This window comes from Enterobacter sp. FB (assembly GCF_000805795.1).
Lineage (GTDB): Bacteria > Pseudomonadota > Gammaproteobacteria > Enterobacterales > Enterobacteriaceae > Enterobacter > Enterobacter roggenkampii.
In genome coordinates this window covers 167,124-192,007 of record NZ_JSZC01000016.1, presented here as the reverse complement: position 1 = coordinate 192,007, position 24,884 = coordinate 167,124, and the positions used below count along the sequence as shown (strand labels likewise).

At 56.6% G+C, this 24,884-nt stretch carries 18 protein-coding genes, 1 tRNA gene and 2 pseudogenes; 10 read left to right on the top strand and 11 right to left on the bottom strand.

Going from position 1 to position 24,884, the window contains the following annotated elements; translation table 11 throughout:
* Positions 1 to 11: 11 nt before the first annotated feature.
* Together cdiA and PI91_RS21635 are read left to right on the top strand one after the other, a co-directional pair.
* On the top strand, positions 12 to 12,110 hold the full coding sequence (cdiA, locus tag PI91_RS21640; protein ID WP_113771518.1) for a contact-dependent inhibition toxin CdiA: 12,099 nt from the start codon (positions 12 to 14) through the stop codon (positions 12,108 to 12,110).
* A 4-nt stretch (positions 12,111 to 12,114) separates the two neighbouring features.
* A complete protein-coding gene (locus tag PI91_RS21635) occupies positions 12,115 to 12,570 on the top strand; it encodes a hypothetical protein (protein ID WP_039267095.1) in 456 nt (151 codons plus the stop codon).
* A gap of 38 nt (positions 12,571 to 12,608) precedes the next feature.
* Here the strand turns inward: PI91_RS21635 and PI91_RS26520 are convergent.
* Positions 12,609 to 12,756, bottom strand: a pseudogene (locus tag PI91_RS26520) (AAA family ATPase); the annotation flags it as partial.
* 110 nt (positions 12,757 to 12,866) lie between these two features.
* Here PI91_RS26520 and PI91_RS21630 point away from each other — a divergent pair.
* Both PI91_RS21630 and PI91_RS21625 read left to right on the top strand, forming a co-directional pair.
* Positions 12,867 to 13,100, top strand: a complete 234-nt coding sequence (locus tag PI91_RS21630) for a hypothetical protein (RefSeq protein WP_039267135.1) — start codon at positions 12,867 to 12,869, stop codon at positions 13,098 to 13,100.
* Positions 13,101 to 13,401: 301 nt separating this feature from the next.
* Positions 13,402 to 13,653 carry a hypothetical protein gene (locus tag PI91_RS21625; RefSeq protein WP_039267093.1) on the top strand — a complete coding sequence of 84 codons (252 nt, stop codon included), beginning with the start codon at positions 13,402 to 13,404 and terminating at the stop codon, positions 13,651 to 13,653.
* 56 nt (positions 13,654 to 13,709) lie between these two features.
* On the opposite strand, the gene PI91_RS21620 is transcribed toward PI91_RS21625, so the two are convergent.
* From PI91_RS21620 to PI91_RS21605, 4 genes are all read right to left on the bottom strand, one after another.
* Complete coding sequence (locus PI91_RS21620; protein WP_039267092.1) at positions 13,710 to 14,798, bottom strand: AAA family ATPase; 1,089 nt, start codon at positions 14,796 to 14,798, stop codon at positions 13,710 to 13,712.
* Positions 14,799 to 14,943: 145 nt separating this feature from the next.
* Positions 14,944 to 15,903, bottom strand: coding sequence for a DUF523 and DUF1722 domain-containing protein (locus PI91_RS21615; protein ID WP_008500118.1), 960 nt, complete (start codon positions 15,901 to 15,903; stop codon positions 14,944 to 14,946).
* Between the two features lie 102 nt (positions 15,904 to 16,005).
* Complete coding sequence (gene uraH, locus PI91_RS21610) at positions 16,006 to 16,416, bottom strand: hydroxyisourate hydrolase (protein WP_008500117.1); 411 nt, start codon at positions 16,414 to 16,416, stop codon at positions 16,006 to 16,008.
* A 99-nt stretch (positions 16,417 to 16,515) separates the two neighbouring features.
* Positions 16,516 to 17,241, bottom strand: a complete 726-nt coding sequence (locus PI91_RS21605; RefSeq protein ID WP_008500116.1) for a MerR family transcriptional regulator — start codon at positions 17,239 to 17,241, stop codon at positions 16,516 to 16,518.
* A gap of 117 nt (positions 17,242 to 17,358) precedes the next feature.
* Between PI91_RS21605 and PI91_RS21600 the strand changes: the two genes are divergently transcribed.
* The 3 genes from PI91_RS21600 (at position 17,359) to PI91_RS21590 (ending at position 19,530) form a co-directional block, all read left to right on the top strand.
* Positions 17,359 to 17,883 (top strand): lipocalin family protein, encoded by a 525-nt coding sequence (locus PI91_RS21600; protein WP_039267091.1) that lies wholly within the window; start codon positions 17,359 to 17,361, stop codon positions 17,881 to 17,883.
* Positions 17,884 to 17,961: 78 nt separating this feature from the next.
* Entirely contained in the window at positions 17,962 to 19,008 is a 1,047-nt protein-coding gene (locus PI91_RS21595) for a class I SAM-dependent methyltransferase (RefSeq protein WP_039267090.1), read from the top strand.
* Positions 19,009 to 19,074: 66 nt separating this feature from the next.
* Positions 19,075 to 19,530 carry an acetyltransferase gene (locus tag PI91_RS21590; protein ID WP_039267089.1) on the top strand — a complete coding sequence of 152 codons (456 nt, stop codon included), beginning with the start codon at positions 19,075 to 19,077 and terminating at the stop codon, positions 19,528 to 19,530.
* On the opposite strand, the pseudogene rhuM reads toward PI91_RS21590, so the two are convergent.
* Positions 19,520 to 19,988: pseudogene (gene rhuM, locus PI91_RS25070) on the bottom strand (RhuM family protein). The gene PI91_RS21590 and the pseudogene rhuM overlap by 11 nt on opposite strands.
* A 57-nt stretch (positions 19,989 to 20,045) precedes the next feature.
* On the bottom strand, positions 20,046 to 20,387 hold the full coding sequence (locus PI91_RS21580; RefSeq protein ID WP_039267088.1) for a SymE family type I addiction module toxin: 342 nt from the start codon (positions 20,385 to 20,387) through the stop codon (positions 20,046 to 20,048).
* A 128-nt stretch (positions 20,388 to 20,515) separates the two neighbouring features.
* On the opposite strand from PI91_RS21580, the gene PI91_RS25065 reads away from it, so the two are divergent.
* Positions 20,516 to 20,689, top strand: a complete 174-nt coding sequence (locus tag PI91_RS25065; protein ID WP_071580389.1) for a YlcI/YnfO family protein — start codon at positions 20,516 to 20,518, stop codon at positions 20,687 to 20,689.
* Here PI91_RS25065 and PI91_RS21575 read toward each other — a convergent pair.
* From PI91_RS21575 to PI91_RS26250, 3 genes are all read right to left on the bottom strand, one after another.
* Positions 20,686 to 21,366 (bottom strand): hypothetical protein, encoded by a 681-nt coding sequence (locus PI91_RS21575; RefSeq protein WP_039267086.1) that lies wholly within the window; start codon positions 21,364 to 21,366, stop codon positions 20,686 to 20,688. The two genes, PI91_RS25065 and PI91_RS21575, sit on opposite strands and share 4 nt — an antisense overlap.
* A gap of 49 nt (positions 21,367 to 21,415) precedes the next feature.
* On the bottom strand, positions 21,416 to 21,679 hold the full coding sequence (locus tag PI91_RS25060; protein ID WP_071580387.1) for a DUF1883 domain-containing protein: 264 nt from the start codon (positions 21,677 to 21,679) through the stop codon (positions 21,416 to 21,418).
* Positions 21,680 to 21,824: 145 nt separating this feature from the next.
* Positions 21,825 to 21,995, bottom strand: coding sequence for a hypothetical protein (locus PI91_RS26250; RefSeq protein WP_198527872.1), 171 nt, complete (start codon positions 21,993 to 21,995; stop codon positions 21,825 to 21,827).
* Positions 21,996 to 22,204: 209 nt separating this feature from the next.
* Between PI91_RS26250 and PI91_RS21565 the strand changes: the two genes are divergently transcribed.
* Entirely contained in the window at positions 22,205 to 23,080 is an 876-nt protein-coding gene (locus PI91_RS21565; RefSeq protein WP_039267084.1) for a WYL domain-containing protein, read from the top strand.
* An 18-nt stretch (positions 23,081 to 23,098) separates the two neighbouring features.
* On the opposite strand, the gene PI91_RS21560 is transcribed toward PI91_RS21565, so the two are convergent.
* A tRNA-Sec gene (locus PI91_RS21560) sits at positions 23,099 to 23,193 on the bottom strand.
* 290 nt (positions 23,194 to 23,483) lie between these two features.
* Between PI91_RS21560 and PI91_RS21555 the strand changes: the two genes are divergently transcribed.
* Positions 23,484 to 24,875: a glycoside-pentoside-hexuronide family transporter gene (locus PI91_RS21555; protein ID WP_039267082.1), complete on the top strand. Its 1,392-nt coding sequence runs from the start codon at positions 23,484 to 23,486 to the stop codon at positions 24,873 to 24,875.
* Positions 24,876 to 24,884 lie beyond the last annotated feature (9 nt).

The window sequence follows — 24,884 nt, the reverse complement described above, 5'->3', positions numbered from 1 at the left end:
ACTCTACGACTATGGATACCCGTCACCCACCCGTTCGTTTCTCGCAGCGTCTGATCAGCTGGATTGTCTGCGGCCTGATGGTCTGGCAGCCGATGGCACCTGCCGTCGCGGCGGCGCTTACGCCGACCGGGCAGACCACGGTCGATCGGGCGGGGAACGGGGTGCCGGTCGTCAACATCGCCACGCCTAACGGGGCGGGTATCTCGCATAACCAGTTCGGTGAGTATAACGTCGGCAAAGAGGGGCTTATCCTCAACAACGGCACGGTCCGTTTAACCCGGACCCAGCTGGGCGGGCTTATCCAGAACAACCCCAACCTGCAGGCCGGGCGGGAAGCGAAAGGCATTATCAACGAAGTCACGGGCGCCAGCCGCTCGCAGCTGCAGGGCTATACGGAAGTCGCCGGTAAAGCAGCAAACGTCATGGTGGCCAACCCGTACGGCATTACCTGTAACGGGTGCGGATTTATCAACACCCCGAACGTCACCCTGACCACGGGGAAACCGCAGTTCGACGCCAGCGGTAACCTGCAGGCGCTGGAGGTGACGAAAGGCGCCATCACGGTTGAAGGCCAGGGGCTGGATGCCAGCAGGAGCGACGCGCTGTCGATTATTGCGCGCGCAACGGAAGTGAACGCCGCGATACATGCGAACGACCTGACGGTGACGGCAGGGGCGAACCGCGTGGGCACGGACGGCAGCGTCAGGCCGATTGCCGGTGAGGGTGCCGCGCCCGTGGTGGCCGTGGATACCGGCGCGCTCGGCGGGATGTATGCGAACCGTATCCGCCTGGTCTCCAGCGAGACGGGCGTAGGGGTGAACCTCGGCAACCTCACCGCGCGCCAGGGCGATATTCAGCTGGACGCGGGCGGGAAACTGACGGTCACGAACAGCCTGGCCAGCGGATCGATTACCGCGAACGGCGCGGGAGTGGCCCTCAACGGCAGCCATCAGTCCGGTGGCGCGCTGAATGTGGCCAGCTCGCAGGATGTGGAACTCAATAACAGCACGCTCGCCAGCCAGGGCGATATGCGCCTTTCCGCTGCGGGGAAAGTGCAGACGACGGGCGGCGGGACAAACAGCGCGGGCGCGCTGTCGGTGAGCAGCGGGCAGGGGATGACGCTCAGCAATACCTCCCTGGTCTCCCGCGGCGCGGCGACGCTGGACAGTAAAGATACCCTGACCGTCAACGGCGGCGGCGTGTCGGCACAGGGCGGGGCGCTAACCGTCACGAGCAAACAGGGAATGGCGCTTGCGGATGCGACGCTGACGGGTCAGGCCGACACCACGCTGTCCACCGACGGCAGCCTGACGCAGCGCGGCGGCAGCGTCACCACCAAAGGCGCGCTCAGCGTGGCGGCCGGGAAAGATATCACGCTGGCGAATACCCGCAGCGGTAGCGATACCCGCGCGACCCTCAGCAGCGGCGGCACGCTGTCATCCACGGCCAGTGCGGTCTCGGCAGGAGAGAATCTGGCCCTGAGCGGCGGACAGCTGGTGATGGACGGCCAGAGCCGGGCCGATGCCACGGGCGATGTCCGCCTGACGGGCAGCGGCGTCAGTAATCAGGGGCAGGTGAATGCGGGGCGCGACATTGCCCTCTCCGGCGACAGGGTGTCCAGCAGCGGCCAGCTGGCAGCGAAAGGCCACCTTGACGTGAGCGCAGGAGAGCTGACAAACGGCGGCACGGTGCAGGGTAACGACGTCACCCTGAAGGGGCAGACGGTCACTAACAGCGGTACCCTGCAGAGCGCCGGCAACCTGGCGCTGAGCGTTGGTACCCTGGAGCAGCGGGGCACGCTGAGCGCGAAAGGCAATGCGAACGTCACGGCGCAGCAGGCCCTGCGTAACAGCGGCAGCCTGCTGGCTGACGGGGCGATGAGCGTGACGGCAGGCGCGCTTGAACAGAACGGCACCCTGTCCGGCGCGACGGCGCTGACGGCGCAGGCCGGCACCCTGACCAGCGGTCAGGCGTCCCGTACCACCAGCCAGGGCAATGTACAGATTTCCGCGACCCGCAGCGCCAGCCTGAACGGGCAGACGGACGCGGCGGGGGCCTTAACCGTCAGCACCGGCGACCTGACCACCGGCCGGGATGCGCATCTGCAGAGCGGGCAGGGGCTTACCCTGCAGGCGCAGAATGCCGCGCTGAACGGCACGCAGGCGGCGAAAGGCGCTCTGTCGGTGACGGCGGGCACGATTGCGCACGCCGGGAAATCCACCGGTAACGCGCTGAGTTTTAACGCGACCGGCGACCTGACCAGCGGCGGAGAGCTTACCGCCAGCGCCATCGCGCTCAGCGGACAGAACATCCTCCAGTCCGGCGTCGCAAAAGCGGAACGCATGACCCTGACGGCTCCTGAACGCATCACCAGCAGCGGTACGCTGGTTGCCGGTGCGCTGGCGCTGGACGCTGCCTCGGTGGAGAACAGCGGACTGCTGCAGGGGACCACCCTGCTCGGCCTGAAGACCGGGTCACTCACAAACCTCGCGGGCGGATCGGTCTACAGCACGCAGGATTTAACGCTGAACGTTCCGGTGCTGTCTAACAGCGGGCTTATCACTACCGACGGCACGCTGCACCTCCGGGGCGACACGCTGACAAACCAGGGGGAAATCAACGGCGTCAGCCTGAGCAGCGACTACCTCAGCCTGACCAACACCGATACCGGACGCCTGCTGGCGGACGACCGGCTCACCCTGAACGGCACTGCGTTTGCTAACGCGGGCAATATTGCGGCCAGCGACCTGCACATCACGGCGGACAGCCTGCAAAACCAGGGCACCGTCGAGGGGGACTCGGCGCTGACGCTCGGCGTGGCAGACCTCACTAACCGTGGCGCGCTGCGCAGCAGCGGAACGCTGACGCTCGGCGGTGAAACGCTGGCCAACAGCGGCGAGCTCAGCGCCACCGCGCTGCTGCTGAACCTGACCCGACAGGCCAGCAACGATGCCGACGGGCGGGTGATTGCCCGGAACGGCCTGACGCTGACCACCGCCAGCCTGACGAACAGCGGGCTGATGGCCGGCACCGACGCGCAGTTTAACAGCGCGTCGGTGACCAACGGCGGCACGCTGCAGGGGACACATTCCCTCACGGCGACCGGGACACAGCTCAGCAACCAGCAGGCGGGCATGCTGCTCTCCGGCGGCGCGCTCGACCTGCACCACACCACCCTGAACAACGCCGGGCTGCTGCAGGGCAACACCCTGAACCTGGCCACCGGTGAGTGGATGAACACCGGCAACGCGCTGGGGGAAGCGGGCGTGACGGCGGCGGTGACCGGCACGCTGACCAACAGCGGTAAGGTGCTCAGCCAGCAGGCGCTGGACGTCCAGGCCGACAGGACCGATAACCGGGGCCAGCTGCTGGCGAAAGTGCTGACCCTGCGGGGCGACCTGCAAAACAGCGGCCTGCTTCAGGGCAGCAGCACGCTGGCCTGGTCCGGGAACACCTTCACGAACCAGCCTCAGGGGCAGGTGACGGGCGGCGAGACCCTGACGCTCAGCGGACAAACCCTCAGCAACGCGGGCAGCCTTCAGGGGCGCAGCGCGACGCTTGACGCCGGGAGCCTGAATAACAAGGGCAGCGTTCAGACGCTGGATGCCCTGACGCTTTCCGCGACCGGCAGGCTGGATAACACGGGCGTCCTGCTCAGCCAAAATCTGTTCACGCTGACGGCGGCGCAGCTGTTTAACGACGGCCAGCTGGCCGGGAAAGCCCTCACGGTGAAGGCTGCGCAGCTGAACAACACCGGGATCCTTCAGGGTAACGACACGCTGGCGCTGACCACCCGTGCGCTGAGCAACGGCGCCACCGGGCAGCTGGTGAGCGGCAGTCCTCTGGACTTATCCCTCGACACGCTCGATAACGCCGGCCTGCTGCTGGTGAAGGGCGGGTTCACCCTGCGGGGCAGCGACCTGACGAACCGGGGCGATATTCAGGCGCAGAGCCTGGATTTGGGCCTGAGCAATGCCCTGACCAACACGGGGAACATCATTGCCACCGACGATGCCGCGCTTAACGCGACGACGCTGACCAGCAGCGGCACGGTGGCGGGCAAAACGCTGACAGCAGGCGGTACTGAGCTGCGCAACAGCGGCCTGATGCAGGGCAGCAACGCGGTTAACGCCACCGCCGACCGCTTTATCAACGAGCTGAACGGTAAATGGCTCTCCGGCGGCGGCTTCACGCTGGCGGGCGGACAGCTGACGAACGCCGGTACGCTGCAGGGCGCCACGCTGGGCATGACCGGCACCACCCTCACCAACAGCGGCACGGTGAACGGGCAGACGGGACTCAGCGGCACGCTCAGCGGAGCGTTAACCAATACCGGGCTGCTGCAGAGCGGCGGCGCGACCGCCTTCACCGCGGACACCCTGGCGAACCCGGGGCGCATCACGGGCGGTACGCTGTCCCTCACCGCCCGCGATATGAACAACGGCGGGCTGATGCAGGGAACGAACGGCCTGGCGCTCACCGGCACCACGCTGACCACGGGCGCGACCTCGCGCACCCTCTCCGGCGGCATGCTGACGCTGGATGCAGGCCAGCTGACCACGCAGGGCACGCTGCAGGGGAACGGCGCGGACATCCGCGCCAGCGACTGGACGCACGGCGGGTCTCTGCTCAGCCAGGGAACGCTGACGGCCACGACCGGCGGCACGCTGACCTCAACCGGCTCGCTGATGAGCCAGGGCTGGGCGGATATCACCGCACAGACGCTGGATAACCGCGGGCAGCTCCTCAGCGAGGGCGATGTGACGCTCGGCGGCAGCACGCTTAAAAACAGCGGCACCGTGCAGGGGAACACCCTCGCGCTGCATCAGAACAGCATTAACAACCAGGGCACCTTAACCGGTCTGCAGAGCCTGACCGTTCAGGGGCAGCAGCGGCTGATGGCGCGCATGGCGATGGCCGCGCCGCAGCAGGAGCTGATCAACGGCGCAGGCGGCAAACTTCTTACCCAGGGCGCGCTGACGATTGCGTCCGGGGCAGTGACCAACGCCGGCAGCTGGCAGGCACAGAACATCCTGCTTAACGCCCGGTCGCTCACCAACAGCGGCGCGGTGCAGAGCGCCGACGCGCTGCAGATGACGCTGGCCGACACGCTCACCGGAACCGCAGGCAGCAGGATCACCGCGCTGGGTGCGGCAACGCTGCAGGCCGCGACGCTGGCGAACCAGGGCCAGTGGGCGGCGAAAAACCTGACGCTGACGGGCGGCACGCTCAGCAACAGCGGCGCCATCAGCGGCGTGAATGGCCTGACCCTCAGCCAGACCGGCGCGGTCAGCCAGCAGTCTGGCGGCACCCTGCTGTCCGGCGGGGCGCTGAACGTCACGGCGGCCTCCGTCACCAGCGACGGCAAAATGCAGGGGGGCACGCTCGGTATCACCACCGGGGCGCTCACCAACAACGGACGTCTGCAGGGCGATAACGGCGCGACGCTGGCCCTCAGCGGGACGCTGACCAACAACAGCGGGGGTGAAATCGTCAGCCGCGATGCGCTGACGCTGACCACGCCCGCGCTGTTTAACTACGGCCTGATCCAGGGCGGCGGCGAGACGCGCGTGACCGCCTCCTCGCAGGCGCGTAACGACGGCAGACTCCTCTCCGGCGCGCGCCTGACGCTCGGCACGCCGCAATTCACCGGCACCGGCTGGCTGCAGGCCACCGACCTGATACTCAATGCGGCAAACGCCACCAACGGCGGCACGTGGGTGGCCGATCGCGCCACCCTGATCGGCACCAATTTCGCCAGCCAGGGCACCACCCAGGCGGGACAGCTGACGGTTAACTACAGCCAGCTGAACAACAGCGGCACGCTGCTCGGCAACACGCAGCTGAATATTGGCGCGGACCAGGTAACCCAGAGCGCGGGCGGCAAGCTGCTGAGCGGCGGCAACCTGTGGCTGCAGAGCCGGGGGCTGGACCTTACCGGCCAACTGGTGTCCCTGGGGGACTTAACGCTGCAGCTGACGAACGCGTTTACCAGCCGAACCGCTGTGGCGGCAGGCAGAACCCTCACCATCAACAGCGGCAGCGACATCGATAACCGCAGCGTGCTGCAGGGGCAGGCGGTCAACCTGAATGCGGGCGGGCAGCTCAGCAACAACGGACAAATCACCACCGGCGGCGGCTCCAGCACGCTCTCCGGCGGCAGCGTGGCGCTGAACGCCGCGGGCTCGGTGCAGGGCGGGGGCGATATCACCGTGGCCAGCCGGAGCAATATTACCGTCGACGGCTTCACCGGCACGCGCGGCTCGCTGACCCTGAGCGCGCCGGGCGCCATCGTCAACACCGCGCTGCTGTACGCGGCGAATAACCTGGCGCTGTTTGCCGACAGCATCACCAACCAGCGCGGCGACATCATGGCGGGAAACAACCTGTGGATGCAGCGGGATGCGGCAGGGAATGCGAACAGCCAGGTGGTGAACACGTCTGGGAATATTGAGACGCAGGGTGGAAGTCTTAATATTAAAACCATCAACTTACGAAATGAACGGGAAGGGCTTAAAGCTTCAACTCAGAGTCAGGTACAACCAGTTGATGACTGGATGACAGGTGAGTCAACAATAGATGTGCCTGTTACGGCTCTGCCAAATGGAAGTTATGGTTTTTATTCGCGAGAAGTCATTACTGGTCCGGGTGCTGGTAACTGTGGAGCTAATAGTGCATGTAATATCCATCGCTCCACATACTATTATCTGGCTCCTTTTAAAAATACAGTCAGGCAGCGTTTTTCCGGAAGATACAGCACAACTGTTATCACAGGGGGCGATTCTCCATCAGGGCGTATCTCTTCAGGTAGTGACCTGACTATTCAGGCTTCCAGACTTGATAATAATGCCAGCAATATATTGGCAAACGGTGATATTCACCTGTCTGGAAATCAATTAAATAACCAGAGCTGGCAGGCAGGTAGTGAGGTTGATTACCTGATTTATGAATATAAACCGTTATCTGCGTCTGTTGGTTACGCAACAAGTAAGTTAGGCGTGGCTGGTAGTAAGAATATCAAATTCCAGAATGATACTATTGAGTACAATCTGGTTGGGCATGAAACAGAATTCCAACCGGGTGAACTCTACCGCGCCGTCATCCAGGCGGGCGGTAACGTCACCGCAAACTTCACCAGTAACATCAGCAACACCAATACCACTGCGAACGCGGGCGGCGTTAGCAACGTTATCTCCGCGCCGTCGCTGAACACCCTCAGCAACCAGAGCGTCGGCAGCGGCGTACAAAAACAGGGGCTGAGCAATACCGGCACCGTGGCGGTGAACTCGCCGCAGTGGAACGATCAGCTCCAGGGTGCGCTGCAGCAGCTTAACGGCGGCGGCGCGCTGGAAAACGGCGGCGCGTCCGGCACGCCTCTCAGCAACATTGGCACCACGCAGAAAGGCAACGCGAACCTCGGCCAGCTGGGCGCGCTGGCGAACGCCGGGGTCACCACCGCCGATCTCAGAACCGCTCAGGGCGGCGCCGTCGGGCATTATCAGGGCCAGCGCGTCGATACCAGCGCTTACCCGCTGCCGTCGGGCAACAACGGCTATTTCGTCTTCTCCGATAACCCGAAAAGCCCGTACCTGATCAGCATCAACCCGAAACTGAACGGTCTCGGACAGCTCGATCCCGCCCTGTTTGCCGACCTGAACGCAATGCTCGGGGTCAAACCGTCGTCCACGGCGCCTCAGGAGACGCGGCTGGCGTTTACCGATGAGAAGCAGTTCCTCGGCTCGTCTTACATGCTCGGCCGACTCAACCTGAACCCGGATTACGATTACCGCTTCCTCGGTGATGCGGCGTTCGATACCCGCTATGTCTCCAACGTGGTGCTCAACCAGACCGGTAACCGCTACCTGAACGGCATCGGCTCCGATCTGGATCAGATGCGCTATCTGATGGACAACGCCGCGGCGGCTCAGCAGTCGCTGGGCCTGCAGTTTGGCGTCTCGCTGACCGCCGATCAGATTGCCGCGCTCGACCACAGCCTGCTGTGGTGGGAGAAAGCCACCGTCAACGGCGAAACCGTGATGGTACCGAAACTCTACCTGTCGCCGAAGGACGTCACCGTCAATAACGGCAGCGTAATCGCGGGTAACAACGTTACCCTGAAGGGCGGCGACATCACCAACGGCGGCAGCTCGCTGCTGGCGAAAAACAGCCTGACGCTCGACAGCCAGAACAGCATCAGCAACCTCAACAACGGCCTGATGAAAGCTGGCGGCGACCTGAACCTGAGCGCCATCGGCGATATCAATAACATCAGCTCCACCATCAGCGGCAAAACGGTCGCGCTGGAGAGCCTGGACGGCAGCATCAACAACCTGACCCAGGTTGAGCAGATTGATATCAACGCCGGCGGGAAGTACGGCAAGATCGGCCTGAAAGACACCCTGCTGGGCAACACGGCGTCTATTACCGCACAGGATGGCCTGTCGCTTGAGGCGGGGAAAAACATCACCGTTACCGGGGCGAACCTGGCCTCCGGTGGCGATATGCTACTGAACGCGTGGGGCGATATTGCCGTCAACGCGAATCAGATCAACGACGCATTCAGCTCAAGCCGGGCGAAAACCAGCCGTTCGTCTGTCACGTATCAGGGCAGTAACGTCACCGCGGGCGGCAACCTGCTGGTGAACGCCGGGCACAACCTTGACGTGACCGCCAGCGACCTGAAGGCGGGCGGCAGCGCGGGGCTGAGCGCGGGCAACGATCTCAATCTGAACGCGGCACAGACCAGCGAAAGCAGCCGTAAAGGGAAAAGCGAGTCCCACAGCACCGGGCTCGACCGCACCACGATTTCCGCAGGCGATAACCTGGTGCTGAAGGCCGGGCAGGATATCAACGCCCAGGCCGCCGCGCTGGCGGCGGAGAAAAGCGTCGGGCTGCAGGCGGGTCGCGACGTGAATCTGGCGGCGGAAGAGACCACACAGGGCGATAGCTATAAGTCAGGCAAGAAAACCGTCATCAACGAGTCCGTACGCCAGCAGGGAACCGAGATCGCCAGCGGGGCGAATACCCAGATCCTCGCGGGGCGCGATGTCACCACCGAAGCCGCGCAGGTAACGGCGAAGGGCGATATCGGCGTGGCGGCGGGCCGCGACGTCAATCTCAATACCGCAACCGAAAGCGATTATCACTACAAAGAGCAGACCAAAACCAAAAAAGGGTTCCTGAGCAAGAAAACCACCCACACCATCGAGGAGAACAGCGCGACGCGTGAATCCGGCTCATTGTTGAGCGGCGATAACGTGCAGGTCGTTGCGGGCAATAACCTGCTGGTGAACGGATCCGCCGTGGCGGGCGATGGCGACGTGAAGCTTAAGGCGGGCAACAACGTCGATATTGTGGCAGCGACGAACAGCGATACCTCCTGGCGCTTTAAGGAAGAGAAAAAATCCGGCCTGATGGGCTCGGGCGGGATTGGCTTCACCATCGGCAGCAGCAAAAGCACGCACGATCTCCGTGAGAAAGGCACTACCCAGAGTCAGAGCTTCAGTACGGTGGGCTCGACGGGGGGGAGCGTTGATATTGCCGCCGGTAATCAGCTGCATGTCGGCGGCGCGGACCTGGTGGCTGGCAAAAATATGGCGCTCACTGGCGACAGCGTGACGATCGAGCCGGGTCATGACAAACGCGCCCGCGATGAGAAGTTTGAACAAAAATCCAGTGGCCTTACGGTGGCTCTGTCTGGCGTAGTGGGTGGCGCAATCAACAGCGCTGTTACCACTGCACAGGAGGCGTCTAAAGAAAGTGATGGACGTCTGGCTGCCCTGCAGGCAACGAAAGCGACACTCTCGGGCGTACAGGCGGCACAGGGAGCGGTTGTTGCCCAGCAGACTGGCGATCCGGCGAACGGATTTGGTGTCAGCCTCTCTCTGACTAGCCAGAAATCGAAATCTCAGCAGCATGCCGATAGCGACACGGTAGCGGGCAGCACAATCAATGCCGGAAACGATCTTTCTATTACCGCCACGGGCAAAGGTAAGAGTACGAATAGCGGCGATATCCTGATCGGCGGTAGCCAGCTGAAAGCGGGCGGTGACGCCACGCTGAATGCTGAAAACGACATCCTGCTGACGGGAGCGGCCAACACGCAGAAAACCACCGGCAAAAACAGCAGCAGCGGTGGTGGTGTGGGCGTAAGTATTGGGGGCGGCAGCGGCGGGATGGGGATCAGTGTTTTCGCCAATGTGAATGCGTCTAAAGGTAATGAAAAAGGTAACGGCACCGCCTGGACCGAAACCACGCTGGACAGCGGCGGCACGGTCTCCATGACCAGCGGTAGAGATGCCATTCTGAACGGGGCGCAGGTCAACGGTGAGAAGATTGTCGCTGATATTGGCCGCGATCTTTTGATGAGTAGTCAGCAGGACAATAATGATTACAAATCTAAGCAGACCAGCGTAGCGGCGGGCGGCAGCTTCACGTTCGGAAGTATGACTGGCTCCGGTTACATCAGTGCCAGTCAGGATAAGATGAAGAGCACGTACGACTCCGTTCAAGAGCAGACGGGGTTGTTTGCCGGTAATGGTGGATTTGACGTCACGGTTGGCCGTCACACGCAACTGGATGGCGCGGTTATTGCCTCCACGGCGACGGCTGACAAAAATTCGTTAGACACGGGAACGCTGGGCTTTAGCGACCTTCACAACGAGGCGGATTATAAGGTCAGCCAAACGGGTGTGAGCCTGAGTGGGAGTGGCAGTTTTGGCGATACCTTTAAAGGCAAAATGCCGGGCGGCATGATTTCAGGCGCAAGCCACAGCGGCCATGCGGAAGGTACCACCCAAGCGGCGGTGGCAGACGGCACCATTATCGTTCGCGATCGGGATAATCAGAAGCAGGATGTGGCAAACCTGAGCCGCGATACCGAACATGCCAACGATAGCATCAGCCCAATCTTCGACAAGGAGAAAGAGCAAAATCGCCTGAAAGCGGTCGGGCTTATCAGTGATATCGGCAGCCAGGCTGCGGATATCGCGCGGACGCAAGGAGAGATAGCGGCACGGAATGCCATGACCGATCCAGAGGCGCTGAAGGCGGCCAAAGAGAAGCTGAAATCGGAAGGTAATGCTAACCCAAGTGATAAGCAAATCGTGAATCAGGCTGGCCAGACGGCAATGGAGAAGTACGGTACTGGCAGCGATATTCAGCGCGGTATTCAGGCGGCAACGGCGGCACTTCAGGGACTGGCGGGCGGTAATATTGCGGGTGCGTTGGCAGGCGCGTCGGCGCCTGAGCTGGCGCATCTGCTTAAATCAACCGAAGGCGATCCTACCGTCAATACCGTTGCGCACGCTATTCTGGGCGGCGCGGTGGCGGTTCTTCAGGGTAACAGCGCCGCTGCGGGAGCTGCGGGGGCGGCAACGGGCGAGCTGGCTGCGCATGCGATAGCCAGCCTGCTCTATCCGGAGGTGAAAGACCTGTCGAAACTGAGTGAAGATCAAAAGCAGACGATCGTTACGCTGGCTTCTGTATCGGCGGGGGTGGCTGGTGGGTTGGCGGGAGGGAGTACGGCTTCGGCGGCTGCTGGGGCGCAAGGAGGAAAGAACGCAGCTGAGAATAATGCTACCTCAAACTGGGGTGGATTAGTGCCTCCAGCAACGCAACAGGATGCTTCACTGGCTTTCGATCTCGGCGGTAAAGGTGTATCTCCCGACAAAATTAACAAGGCTATTACAGACTCTCATATTGGTCCATCAGTAGGGGATACGGCAAAAATCCATGGTGATGTAAAAGGTCAGGTGGCTGTTGGTTATGTCGGCGGGGGCTATCTGGAGGGGGTCCTTTCAGAAGATAAATTCGCAATTAATGGCGGGATAACAAAGGTGTTTGGCTGGCGCGCGGATGCGTCGGCTGGATTAACTTTCGGGCCTTATCCAATTAAGGATTTCAATCCGGCTTATGATTATTCCGGTTCCATATCCGCTGGTATTTTTTCAATTGAAGGATCTGTTGGTAAAGATGGTGTTGGTGGTGCTTTTAGAATTGGCGGAGGCATTGGTGCCAGTATCCGACAAAGTGAAAATCATAACAACCTGCCGGAGATCGATGGCGCTGGCAGTACCGAACTCGTATCCTGGCCCTTCAAAAAGGATTAATTAAATGATTTATCTTCTATTAGGAATTGCGCTTTTCGCATTTTTCATCGGAACTGTCGTGTTTGTCCGTTTTAGTAAAGTGACGGGAAGAAGCGTTCAGTCACCTCTTACCACGATGTTTTTCTTTGATGCGCTCTTTTTTGGTCTGGGTAGTAAGCGAGACATGAACATCGCGGCATGTTCATTTATCGTCTTTCTAGTCAGTATCTGGGGATTAACTTATTTAAAGTTAAGCACTCATTTTTGGGGAAGTCGCGAAAGTTATTTTGGTTTTGCGATCGCCGGAATTTTATTTCTGATTATGCATTGCCGCTATTGTGCAAAAAATGTCGTTATCAAAAATGATGGCCTGGCCCCCATGAGAGAGTTGATTAATATCCGGCGATCCGGCCTTACCAGCCCCTTTATATGGTTAAGCAGGGCCGGGTATCTGGGGTTCTTTATTGGCATGCTTCACTGAAGCGAGATGCGAAAAAAGTGTCTCCGTGCCCCGGGAGACTACCCCAGCCTCTCCACCCGCGTCTCCCCCTCCGCCATCGAAGCTGGTAAGGCAGATCTGCGAGTAGAGACTGGTCTCGGCGATTAAGCTCGCGAGGGCGGGCAGCATCTGCGGGGGCAGGCTGTTTTCCGGTTCGTTCAACGCGATATTCAATTGATAAACTAAAAGTGGCTGAAATATTCTATTTCTACGACCTAAAAAGAGGTTAGCACCAACAACACGGGTGAGGCGACCACTGGTCGAATAAAGAGTTTGTCATGGGGTTTCAGTATCCACAGAGCTTTCTGAATGTTATAGATGAAGACTATCTTATTGATCTGGAACCTTGGTGGTTCCTGTGCGAGTTCGAGGGATATTCTCAGCAGTGGTTTGATGAAATTAAAAAGCAATACCCAGAACGAAATTTGATACCGTTTGCAAAAAAGAGTGACTCTGACGATGTTGCTTGTTTTGACGGCCACTCTACATCAGGCGATCCTAACGTTTACTAAGTTCATGCTTTTGCATCACCGGGGTGGGCGGACCATGATGCAGTAGCTAACTTTAGCGCGTGGTTTGCAGCTGCAGAGAATGAGTCTGCTGTGTATAAATCAGGGTAGAGAACTTAAATTCACTAACCACACACTGCTATCGGAAAGATAAAAATTATAGCCCTGTTCGTACATTTGCAGGCCTTTCATATCAACCACTGTTTAGCCCTGTACCAGACTCGGGAAAGGTATATATTGATGATATTTTTGGTTCTCTGAGAAGGGCGTTTTCGATAATGCCGATAAAGATGATGTGAACAAAATGACAAAAAATAAACCTACTCTCGCCAGGTTATTCTTCAGCATTGCCTACCTGTTTGTTTGCTGCCTGGCGTTTTTCTCTCTGGCCCTGATTGTCGTTAAATTCATCATCAGCCATGACGTTGTTTTTGACCGGTCAGATATTAAGCAGATTGTCGTTGTAAGCGCTATTGCAGCAACCGCGGCAGGCGTCAGATCGTGGCTATATGCCTTACTCGATGAGCGCAAGATACGAAAGAAGCCCCCGGAGTAATGTCGATTTTGGGACTGTGTTTCTTTTTGTTGGGCTTCTAAGGAAGAGAATGCGGCTTACCCCAGCCTCTCCACCCGCGTCTCCCCCTCAACCATCGACAGCTGATACAGCGAAAACGATCGCTGCTTCTCAATCAACGTCGCCAGCTCCGGCGAGTGGCTGGTGAGCCAGATCTGCGAGTAGCGGCTGGCCTCGGCGATTAAGCTCGCCAGCGCGGGCAGCATCTGCGGGTGCAGGCTGTTTTCCGGTTCGTTCAACGCGATAAACGCAGGCGGACGCGGGCTGAGCAGCGCCACCGCCAGGCACAGAAAGCGCAGGGTGCCGTCGGAGAACTCCGCGGGTTCCAGCGGCCTGCTCAATCCCTCGCGCTGCATCATCATGCGAAAACGTCCGCCGGTGTTGTCGCTGTAAAACACGCAGCCGGGGAAGGCCTGGTCGAGGATGCGCATCAGCAGCAGCTCGTCGCCAATCTCCACAATGGTCTGAAACGCCGCCGCGAGATTGGCGCCGTCGCTGGCCAGCACCGGCGAGCGAAAGCCGACCTGTGGGGCCCGCATCGCTGAGCCGATTGATACAGAAAACTCATGATAAAAGCGCCAGTTACGCAGGGACTCGCGCATCTGCGACACTTCCGGGTAAAGGTGCGGTTCGCCGAGCTGGCCGAATACCGATTCGTTCTCGTACAGCGTGCCGCTGTGGGTCACTTTCTCGTGATGCACGTTATTCAGAAACACCGCCTGATTCCTGCGCTTCATCAGCTGCGACGAGGGGCGGCGGTGCTGGCCGCTCAGCCAGAGAGATTCTTCTTTGATCACCGGATCGAGCTGAAACTGCGAGGGATAGGGCAGCTTCTCCACAAACCCGACCTGCAGCTCGTATTCATAGGTCTCTGTTTCTACCGCCAGATTCATCCGCCGCAGCTGGTCGCTACGGGTTTTGCCTGCCCAGAACACCTTCAGAATGCCGCCCTCGTTCGCCAGCGCCTGGGAAAACTGCCCCTGCGCGGCGCTGTGCATCAGGTGTATCGCCTTGTAGATATTCGATTTTCCGGTCCCGTTCGGCCCGAAGACGATATTGAGCTGCTCCAGCTCCAGCGACATCTCGCGGATGGAGCGGTAATTTTGAATGTGCAGGGTGTGGATCACAGGCAGGCCCCTTTCGCAGAATAAGCCTGTATATAATCACAGTCTTTGAGATGAAATGCAAAAAAGAGACGACAGTGAGGATGTCGTCTAAACGGGGTACTGCTTTGGGCCTCTACGGGTCAATGGGGCCTTCGCATTTTTTTCATCACTTGACTGCCAGACGCAGACCCAAATCATCAGGATAGGGATCAAAGTAGTTTTGCGTCATCAGATACCGGTCGGGGTATTCGGCCAGGTAGTGCTTCAGCAGCGTGATCGGGGCGAGGATAGGCAACTGTCCGTTGCGATAATGCAGGATCACGTCGCGCAGTTCGCCGCGCTGGCGGGTGTTCAGCTGGTTACGAAAATACCCCTGAATATGCATCAGCACGTTGGTGTGATTCTTCCGCGAAGCGGGTTTTTTCAGGATGGTCATCAGCTTTTCCCGGTACGCCACAAAGAAGGCGTCCAGGTCTTCCCACTCGTGCAGCGAGGCAACGAACGGGCCGATTTCACGGTAACCCGCCTGATGGTGCGCCAGCAGCTGGAGTTTGTAACGGCTGTGGAAGTCCAGCAGCGCGCGGCGCGTGAGGCCATTTTTACGCAGCGTGTTCAGTTCGTGCAGGGCAAAAACACGTTCGACAAAGTTTTCCCGCAGCACCGGGTCGTGCAGGCGTCCATCCTCTTCCACGGGCAGCCACGGCCAGGTTTCAAGGAGGGCGGCGGTGAACAGCCCGACCCCCTCCTTGCGGCCCCGGTTGCCGTTTTCATCATACAGCCGCACGCGTTCCATGCCGCAGCTTGGGGATTTAGCGCAGACGATAAACCCGGCGAGATCGCCGATTTTCGGCAAAAAATCTGCCGTAAAGTCCGCCATTTTCTGCGTAACGTCTTCGTGAGGCGCGTGGCTAAAGCGCATCTGCGTTTCACCGCTGGTGGTCATAATCAAACGCAGCGCAGGGCGAGGCGTCGGCAGGCCGATGGCCATTTCCGGACAGACGGGCCTGAAGTTCACCCACTGGGCCAGCTCATCCATGACGAAGCTCATACGCTTGTGTCCGCCGTCAAAGCGAACGGCGGATCCGGTCAAACATCCGCTAATACCGAGCACAGGTTTCGTTGTCATGGTGTGGTCCTCCCGTTCATATAATTAAAACTTACACAACATGACTAATTTGTCCAAGTATTAGCGGAACTATTTTTTTTATTCCTTTAGAATCAATGCGTCTTAGCTGCCCTTATAGGTCGAGTAACCGTACTGGCTCAGCAGAAGCGGGATGTGCAGCTTCTCGTTGGTGCGGGTCACGGTAAACAGCACCGGGATCTCCGGGAAGAAGGAGTCCAGCTTTTTGCCGTGGAAGTACTCAGCGGTTTTGAAGGTCACTTTATACACGCCAGGCTGCATGTCCTGATCCTGCGGATAAAGCGATTTGATGCGTCCGTCATGGTCGGTTTTACCGCTGGCAATCGGGGTCCATTTGTCCTGCTGCTGCTTCTCCAGCGTAACGCTCACGTCTGATGGCGGCATCCCGGTTTGCTGGTCGAGAATGTGGACGCTCAGCGTACCGGCAGGGGCGCTAAAGGCGGCGGGGGCAAAGGCCATTGAGGCCAGGATCAGCAGAGGGGCAGTTTTTTTCATGGTGTTTTCCTGTGGAGTTATTCGTCACAGGAAAACGTTAGCATTTGCGGCGCGGGAAAATATTCAACTTTTCGTGAAGATTCCCGCAGGAGAAAATGATCAGAGGATAATCACTTCAAGCGATACCTGCTGCTGCCACTGCTCCACCTGCTTTTTCCGCCCGGCGGTGAGTTTACCGCTGGTGACCAGCAGCCATTTTCGCTCCGGGAAAATGTCCGGAGCCAGGGCGTCTGGCGGAACTGGCAGAATGTCGATGCGGTGGCCCTGCCCGGTGCGCGTTAGGGCTTCGAGCCAGATCTCGCACGGGTCGTTCAGGTGCCAGCCGCTAAGCAGAATGTTATCGCCCGGCGCTTTTTTATCGCCTTCGAGGCAAAACGAGGTATAGGCGATGATGATGCCGTCGAGGATCGCGCGCAGGGTCATGGCGGCGGCCACGTTAGCCGAGACCTGGCGGCGCAGCGGGCGCAGCACGTTCGCGACCAGTTCCGGCCTTGGGTATTCGCGCCCGGCGTCGTAAATCATCTGGCGCAGGGACTCGACTTTGCCGTCCTGCAGGCGTTGCAGCATGTTCTGCTGCAGGGTTTGCCAGTTGTTGGTTCGGCCCGGCGTCGGGCGTTCCAGCAGCGGTTTGACCTGGCCGATCGGGACGCCTTTTTTTACCCAGTCGAGGATTTTGAGCGCCTGCTGGACGTCCTCATCGCTGTACTGGCGATGGCCGCCTTCCGTGCGCTGTGGCTTGAGTAAACCATAGCGACGCTGCCACGCCCGCAGGGTGGTGGCGGTGATGCCGCTGAGTCTGGCGAATTCGCCGATGGAGTAAGCCATGTCCGTGTCCAGAGTGGAGGAATACTCTCAATATACTACGAATTTTCCCGAACGGGATGAAGCGCCGAAACGGTGCACTACACTTAACATCCAACCGTGCAAATGAAAGGAATTCTCATGAAGCTATGGCCCGTTGTGACCGGTGTTGCGATTGCTTTGACGCTGGTCGCCTGTAAATCCCCCACGCCGCCGAAAGGCGTGCAGCCTATTACCAACTTCCAAGCCAGCCGCTATCTCGGCAAATGGTACGAAGTCGCCCGTCTGGAAAACCGCTTCGAACGCGGCCTGGAGCAGGTGACGGCGACCTACGGCAAGCGCAGCGACGGCGGTATTAGCGTGCTCAACCGGGGCTACGATCCGGTGAAGAACAAGTGGAATGAGAGCGAAGGCAAAGCGTACTTTACCGGCGAGCCGACCACGGCCGCGCTGAAGGTCTCCTTCTTCGGCCCGTTCTACGGCGGGTATAACGTGATCAGGCTGGACGATAAGTACCAGTACGCGCTGGTAAGCGGCCCGAACCGCGACTATCTGTGGATCCTGTCGCGTACGCCGACCATCCCGGATGCGGTGAAGCAGGATTACCTGAACACCGCGCGCAGCCTGGGCTTCCGGGTTGACCAGCTGGTGTGGGTGAAACAATAAAAATCGTGCTTTCTTCCTGGGGCATTACTGGCACGCCTGGATAGACTTCCGTTAAAAGCCTAACGGAGGGAAGACGACATGAACTGGCAGCCTTTTCGCGGCGATGCACCGGAAAATATGACGATTTTCAGCGCGTCATTTCCCGACGTCAGCGACCAGTGGCCGATGAAAGACGATGCTGCCCGTGAGATCGCCTCCCTTGACCGCGCCCTGAAAGCCGAGCCAGCGCTCCGGCCGCCGAGGGTGGAATACGACGAAGGGGGGCAGGCCGTGCTTGTTCCGCAGAACCGCTATTCCGAACAGGCTTTCCGCAACCGTCCGGCGCTCACCGCGTGGCGCACCCGGCTGGTCCCCTCCGCGCTGGCGCTGTTTGTGGTGCAAAACCCGCTGGAGGACCGCCTGCCCGACGGCACAAAAATGGACAGCGACAGCCGCCAGTGGTTTATCCACGCTAACGATGCGATTGGCGTGCGCTCCCGCGCCCGGGTGCTGGCCGCACTGGTGGATAAGTACATTCGCAATGCGAGCGAGAACAACTGGGTCAGCCTGGCGAGCGGTGCCGCCATTCCGGTGCTGGAGGCGTTGCGCGAAGCAAAGCTCGACGGTCAGCAGGTCTATCTCACCCTGGTGGACAAAGATCCCGTAGCGCTGAGCTGGGCGGAAACCATGGCGGCGCAGGAAGGCATTGTGGTGGGCGAACAGCTGACGCTGCTCAGGCGCAACCTGCTCCATACGCTGGTGCGTAACGAGGACCTGCTGCTGGAGCTGGGCGAGCATCAGGCCGAACTGGTCGACGCGCTGGGGATTTTCGAATACTTCAACGATACCGACGCGGTGATTTTTCTCCAGCGCGCGCTGCGGCTGGTCAAACCCGGCGGCGCGGTGATTGTGTCGAACATGCTCACCAGCAGCCCGCAGATTGACTTTGTGCTGCGGGGTATCGGCTGGGAGGATATTCACCCGAGGTCGTTACAGCAGCTGCAGGACATCCACCTCGCGGCGGGCGTGCCGGTGGAAAACGTCACCGTGGTGGTGCCGAAGGACGGGGTGTATGCGGTGATGGAGATCAGGGTAGGGGATGAAAAACCGCACGGTCAGTTCCCTCTCCCTGTGGGAGAGGGTTAGGGTGAGGGGGAACAGGCCGCATAGCGTGATTTGCATTAGTAGGATTTTCCAATCATGATCTCCCCCATGAAAATTGAAACCGCACTCCCCACGCACTTCGAGCGTCTGGTCACGATCTGGGAATCCTCCGTCCGCGCCACCCATCACTTTTTACAGGAAAGCGATATTGCGGCGCTGCGCCCGCTATTGCTCAACGCGTATTTGCCAAACCTCACCGTCGTGATGGCCCGCGATGACGCAGGCGTTATTCACGGCTTTTTAGGCGTGGATGAAAACCGCATTGAAATGCTGTTTGTTGACGATGCGAGCCGGGGGAAGGGCGTCGGGAAATTGCTGTTGAAATACGCCATCGCAGCGTTCGGCGCGAACGAAGTGGACGTGAACGAGCAGAACCCGCAGGGCGTCGCGTTTTATCGCCATATGGGGTTTGAGCAGGTCGGACGCTCGGAACTGGACGGGCAGGGGAATCCGTTTCCGTTGTTGCATATGAAGCTGAGCAGGAATACCGGGATTAGCGCTTAGCCTGCTTATCCCATTTTAATAAGCCGATGATATCTTTCTCACCTTCGGCTTCTTTCAGCAGGCGCTGCTTTTTTTCAAACTCAATGTATTCTGAGCACGCCTTTTCATCAGCCGCTTTCTTGCTGATTTTGCCTGCTCCTTTTAAAACGCCCCGATCGCTAAATTGAAGGAACTGATCGAGTTTGGTTTGCCAGTCTCGTAAAAATACCTACTCCATCGCTGGCAGTTGTTCGGTAAAACCGAACAACTGAATTTTCGACCAGCTCACCCTCATCAAAAATATTCTTGATATGCCCACTGATCGTGGCTTTGGCTTTGCCGTATAACTCACAGATCGTGGCCTGTGAGAGCCACAACGTATCGCTTTCGAAGCGGCATTCAATGCGAACTTTTCCATCTTTGCTGGCAAACATGACAAACTCACCGGCTGGTGAATTAATTAATTCTTCATATGTCATGCTGCATCCGCGTCATAAGGTGATGCCTTTAAGTTCGTAGTATGCCAGAAACAGCCGCTAAGCCAGGTGGTTTGTATTTGATTTTGCGAGGCGCTTTTCAGGACGCGGAGCTTGGATCGCTGCAAGCGCGTCCTCTATCTCAATAAGCTTTGCCTTAGTCCGCTTATAATCGTCCTGCAAACGCTGTTCCTGCTCGTTATACGCCACTAGAACGATGCAACCCTTCATGACCTTTACCGTGACCTGCTGTCCGGTATCAAAACCCGCCGCGCGCAGCCACTTGCCGGAAAGGATGATATTTGGCGTGGATTTGTCGAAAACATTCGGGCGGTATCCCACAATTAACGAACGCTCGGTTCCGGATTGGTCGGTGTCTGGGGTAGAATGCGAATCAGCCATAATCAACTCCTTGATAGTTGGTGAGGTTAGACGCCCTTTAGTGCTCCAACACTGCTGGGCGTTGTCAGAATTCCAAACTCATGTGGTAGGTACCATGTGAGGATAAATTAACCGAAGTGGTACCTACCGTGCAAGAGAAAAAGAAACCAAATTTTGACCGCACCAAAAGCACGATGAAGAACATCCGGTTCGAGGATGAGCTTTTGGAACAGATTGAGAAGGCTGCGGGGAAAGGGAATTTTAGTAAGTGGGTTAAGGAGGCATGTAAACTAAGGCTCAAAGAAGAAAAAAGTAAATTCTAAGAATATGCTTCAGATTGGCCTTTAGAGATTGGACTTATTAATCCAACTTTTGACAGAATATCTAAAACCAATGGATCACTATAGTAATTGCCATTTACATGATAACGTCTTGAAATCTCATCAAAAAAAAAGTAATATTTCTCTAAACTTTCTTTTTGGAGAGCGTATTTTATACGTTTTGTATTTATAAGGTATAGAACTTCATTGGCGTTTAAGTTTTTTAGCTTTAAATACTCTGAAATATATTTCTTTGAGAATACAGGTTTTTTTTCTTCTGCTGAAATTGCAATGACAACTGTTCTTAGACACCAGGCTAGTTTTTTATTAACAATCGCTTTGTTAATAATTGAAGCGTAGTTTTTGATAAGGATGTTACCAATAAACAAGGCGGTACCTATTTCATAGGAATAATCTTTTTTGTATCTGAAATTGCTAAATATTTCTTTAAAATATTCAGTGCCATATATTGGGATGGCTTCTTTGACAAGATGAAGAGCAAACAAATCACCCGACACCATTTTTTTAATGATTATCTCTTCTGGATATAAATATAGATTAACTATTGATTCAGAACTACAATGAATAGTAGCTTTATCGTACACTCCTAATAAATCAATATCTGAGTCGATTTCACGTTCATAACGTGCGGTACTACCAAATAATGCTAATGCTTTCATATAATGTCCAAAAAAAGGGAGGTATAATCACACCTCCCATGAGCTATTACTATGACACATTGATTGATGAACGTACAGAGCCGGGATAACCACCAAGATCGACAGTTAAATGCCAGTGCCCATTGTTGGGGATTGATAAACTTGATATGGTCTTGGTCACATAGCCCCCATAGTAGGTGTGGCGTCTGCCATTTCTATAATTGTCAAAGTTGACAGAATCCATCAATTTAACATTAGCAGCGCTACCAGCAAGTTGAACATGAACAACTTGACCTGCATTAAGCTGCTTTAAATCATAATGCGTATATTGCATTGGAATTAGCCTCACATTTTTTAATGAGACTGTTGACCTGAGTTAGAAAAGCTGCCACTCTTCGCAACAGTTTCACCTGTTTAGCGCCATCTCTTCGACGGCGCGGTGTCAAAGTTAAGCGGGTCTGATTTGAGCGTCTCCCCGCTTACTTTTTTTTTCTTACGCCTTTAAAAGGTGTGCCGTCTGCTTTTCCATCCATAAATCTTCCTGTGTTAGTGTCACGTTTTGTCCATATTTCAGTCGTTGGGTTAAACACCTGAGACCGTTCTTTAACCATACCATTACGGTGGTTATCTTTTGGTGGATTTGTAGCCATTCGAAGTGCCTCTCGAGTTGGTTAAGAAGGCCCAGGATTGAACCCTCTGCTATCCAATCTATAGACATGATGGATTCTTGTCAACACTGGCTATCTGATCATGCTTTTTTTTGATGTTTTTGGGTGTCTAGTTGGTATCAAAATGATATGTACTTTGGTGTGGTTATGAGTTAGAATTGTCTCATAAGATAGATGGTGGAGGTGACTTTATGGATTTCAAAAATATAATTAATGATGATTATGATTTAGCACTGCGGCTTGCATTCATAGATTTTAGATTATTTTTCACAGGAACGCTAAGTCGATTAGATATAATAGAAGAGTTTGCTGTATCTGAAATTACGGCGACACGTATTCTGAACGAATATAAAAAAATAAGGCCTAGGAACTTAGTATATAGTAATAAAACTAAAAAATTTACTATCTCACCTGAATTTATTGAGCTAATTAATATATCGGCTGAAGATGCACTTGATATGTTGTCGTCAGGTTTTGATAAAAATAAAATTCTTCGTGGGCGAAATGTTGTAGTCTTTGAAAGGATTGGGTTATATATGCCTCCACTTGACAAGCTCAACGTTGCGAAAATAACAAGAGCGATTTTTAATAAGAAAAAATTAAAATGTGTATATAATTCAATAAGAAGTGGTGATGTTAGTGAAAGAATTCTATCACCATTGGTAATTCTATTTGATGGGCGAAATTGGATATTCAGGGCTTATCAAGAGGATAGTAAAAACGATATTAATTATAAAAATTTCAACTTTGCTAGAGTTTCTGAGGTAAGTGAATTAGCGGATTCTATTAACAATGAATTTGGTCTTGATTACGATGATTTATGGAGTAAATTTCTTCCAGTGGAGTTGGAAATAAACCCCAAACTTAATGACGATGTTAAGAATGAAATAAGACGAGATTATAATATTCAAGATGGGCAGAATAAAATCCTATTCACCGAAAGGGCTGCTTTTCTTTGGATTATATTTAATGAATGGTCAGTCGATTTTCAACAGAAAAATCATGATGGTTTCAAGTTTAAACTGAATAATGCAGATATGTTAAGATCACAAGGAGCATTGGGTTGATAGTTAACCGCTGAATTTTGGCGGAAGATCACAGGAGTCGAACCTGCCCGGGAACGCTGGCGTCCCCAACTGGATTTGAAGTCCAGCCACCTCACCGGAGATGACGATCTTCCGCGCCTGCATTGCTACATGGAGGCGGGGCGCATTATAGCTACTTTCAGGCATTTACCACATACCCCACACCACTTTTTTCACCTCTCTTTTGACCTGCACCCCCCTGTTTCAGTTAATTCTTAAGAAAATCCTCAGGTTAGCCTTTCGTGCTCTCCAGTATTTACCGCGATCACAAAAAACAAGAAACGTAATCTGCTAACCAGAAAACGCAATACCCCCATCTGAAACAATGGTTTAAAACCAATGCAACCGGTCTCAGCGCCCCCTACAGCGTGAAGGATAAAAAAAGATGAGCGAAGTACTGTCAGTAAAAGAGAAGATTGGCTACGGCATGGGAGACGCCGCCAGCCACATCATTTTTGATAACGTCATGTTGTACATGATGTTTTTCTACACCGACATTTTCGGCATTCCCGCCGGGTTCGTCGGCACCATGTTCCTGCTGGCCCGCGCGCTGGATGCGATCTCCGACCCGTGCATGGGGCTGATTGCCGACCGCACCCGCAGCCGCTGGGGCAAGTTCCGCCCGTGGATTTTGTTCGGCGCGATCCCGTTCGGTATCGTCTGCGTGCTGGCCTACACCACGCCGGACCTCAGCCTTAACGGCAAAATGGTTTACGCCGCCGTTACCTACACCCTGCTGACCCTGCTCTATACCGTGGTCAACATTCCTTACTGCGCGCTGGGCGGCGTGATCACCAGTGACCCGACGCAGCGTATCTCCCTTCAGTCCTGGCGCTTCGTGCTGGCGACGGCGGGCGGCATGCTCTCCACGGTGCTGATGATGCCGCTGGTGAAGTTGATTGGTGGAGATGACAAAGCCTTCGGCTTCCAGGGCGGGATCGCCGTGCTGTCGGTGGTCGCGTTCCTGATGCTGGCGTTCTGCTTCTTTACCACCAAAGAGCGCATCCAGGTGCCGCCGAGCACCACCTCCATGCGGGAAGACCTGCGCGATATCTGGCAAAACGACCAGTGGCGCATCGTCGGCGTACTGACCATCCTCAACATCCTCGCCGTCTGCGTGCGCGGCGGCGCGATGATGTACTACTGCACCTGGATCATGGGCTCGCCGGAAGTGTTCGTCGCGTTCCTGACCACCTACTGCGTCGGCAACTTGATTGGCTCCGCGCTGGCGAAACCGCTCACCGACTGGAAGTGCAAGGTCAGCATCTTCTGGTGGACCAACGCCGCGCTGGCGGTGGTCAGCATGGCGATGTTCTTCGTGCCGATGCAGGCCACCGTGGTGATGTTCGCCTTTATCTTCGTCATCGGCGTGCTGCACCAGCTGGTGACGCCGATCCAGTGGGTCATGATGTCCGATACCGTCGACTACGGTGAATGGACCAACGGCAAGCGCCTGACCGGCATCAGCTTTGCTGGCACGCTGTTCGTGCTGAAGCTGGGTCTGGCGCTGGGCGGGGCGATGATCGGCTGGATGCTGGCAGGCGGCGGCTACGATGCGGCGGCCAAAACCCAGAACAGCGCGACCATCAGCATCATTATCGGCCTGTTTACCCTGGCCCCGGCGGTCTGCTACGTGCTGAGCGCCATCATCGCCAAACGCTACTACACGCTGAAAACCCCCTTCCTGACCAAAATCCTGGCCGAGCTGGCGCAGGGCGCGCGCCGCAATCAGCAGGAGTTTGAAAACCTGCCGGTCAGCAAAGAATTGCAGAACTAAGAGGACGAA

What these genes read in the sequence shown, in the direction of transcription:
- cdiA (WP_113771518.1), top strand. Translation starts at nt 12, where the DNA reads ATGGATACCCGTCACCCACCCGTTCGTTTCTCGCAGCGTCTGATCAGC.
- PI91_RS21635 (WP_039267095.1), top strand. Translation starts at nt 12,115, where the DNA reads ATGATTTATCTTCTATTAGGAATTGCGCTTTTCGCATTTTTCATCGGA.
- PI91_RS21630 (WP_039267135.1), top strand. Translation starts at nt 12,867, where the DNA reads ATGGGGTTTCAGTATCCACAGAGCTTTCTGAATGTTATAGATGAAGAC.
- PI91_RS21625 (WP_039267093.1), top strand. Translation starts at nt 13,402, where the DNA reads ATGACAAAAAATAAACCTACTCTCGCCAGGTTATTCTTCAGCATTGCC.
- PI91_RS21615 (WP_008500118.1), bottom strand. Translation starts at nt 15,903, where the DNA reads ATGACAACGAAACCTGTGCTCGGTATTAGCGGATGTTTGACCGGATCC.
- uraH (WP_008500117.1), bottom strand. Translation starts at nt 16,416, where the DNA reads ATGAAAAAAACTGCCCCTCTGCTGATCCTGGCCTCAATGGCCTTTGCC.
- PI91_RS21605 (WP_008500116.1), bottom strand. Translation starts at nt 17,241, where the DNA reads ATGGCTTACTCCATCGGCGAATTCGCCAGACTCAGCGGCATCACCGCC.
- PI91_RS21600 (WP_039267091.1), top strand. Translation starts at nt 17,359, where the DNA reads ATGAAGCTATGGCCCGTTGTGACCGGTGTTGCGATTGCTTTGACGCTG.
- PI91_RS21595 (WP_039267090.1), top strand. Translation starts at nt 17,962, where the DNA reads ATGAACTGGCAGCCTTTTCGCGGCGATGCACCGGAAAATATGACGATT.
- PI91_RS21590 (WP_039267089.1), top strand. Translation starts at nt 19,075, where the DNA reads ATGAAAATTGAAACCGCACTCCCCACGCACTTCGAGCGTCTGGTCACG.
- PI91_RS21580 (WP_039267088.1), bottom strand. Translation starts at nt 20,387, where the DNA reads ATGGCTGATTCGCATTCTACCCCAGACACCGACCAATCCGGAACCGAG.
- PI91_RS21575 (WP_039267086.1), bottom strand. Translation starts at nt 21,366, where the DNA reads ATGAAAGCATTAGCATTATTTGGTAGTACCGCACGTTATGAACGTGAA.
- PI91_RS25060 (WP_071580387.1), bottom strand. Translation starts at nt 21,679, where the DNA reads ATGCAATATACGCATTATGATTTAAAGCAGCTTAATGCAGGTCAAGTT.
- PI91_RS26250 (WP_198527872.1), bottom strand. Translation starts at nt 21,995, where the DNA reads ATGGCTACAAATCCACCAAAAGATAACCACCGTAATGGTATGGTTAAA.
- PI91_RS21565 (WP_039267084.1), top strand. Translation starts at nt 22,205, where the DNA reads ATGGATTTCAAAAATATAATTAATGATGATTATGATTTAGCACTGCGG.
- PI91_RS21555 (WP_039267082.1), top strand. Translation starts at nt 23,484, where the DNA reads ATGAGCGAAGTACTGTCAGTAAAAGAGAAGATTGGCTACGGCATGGGA.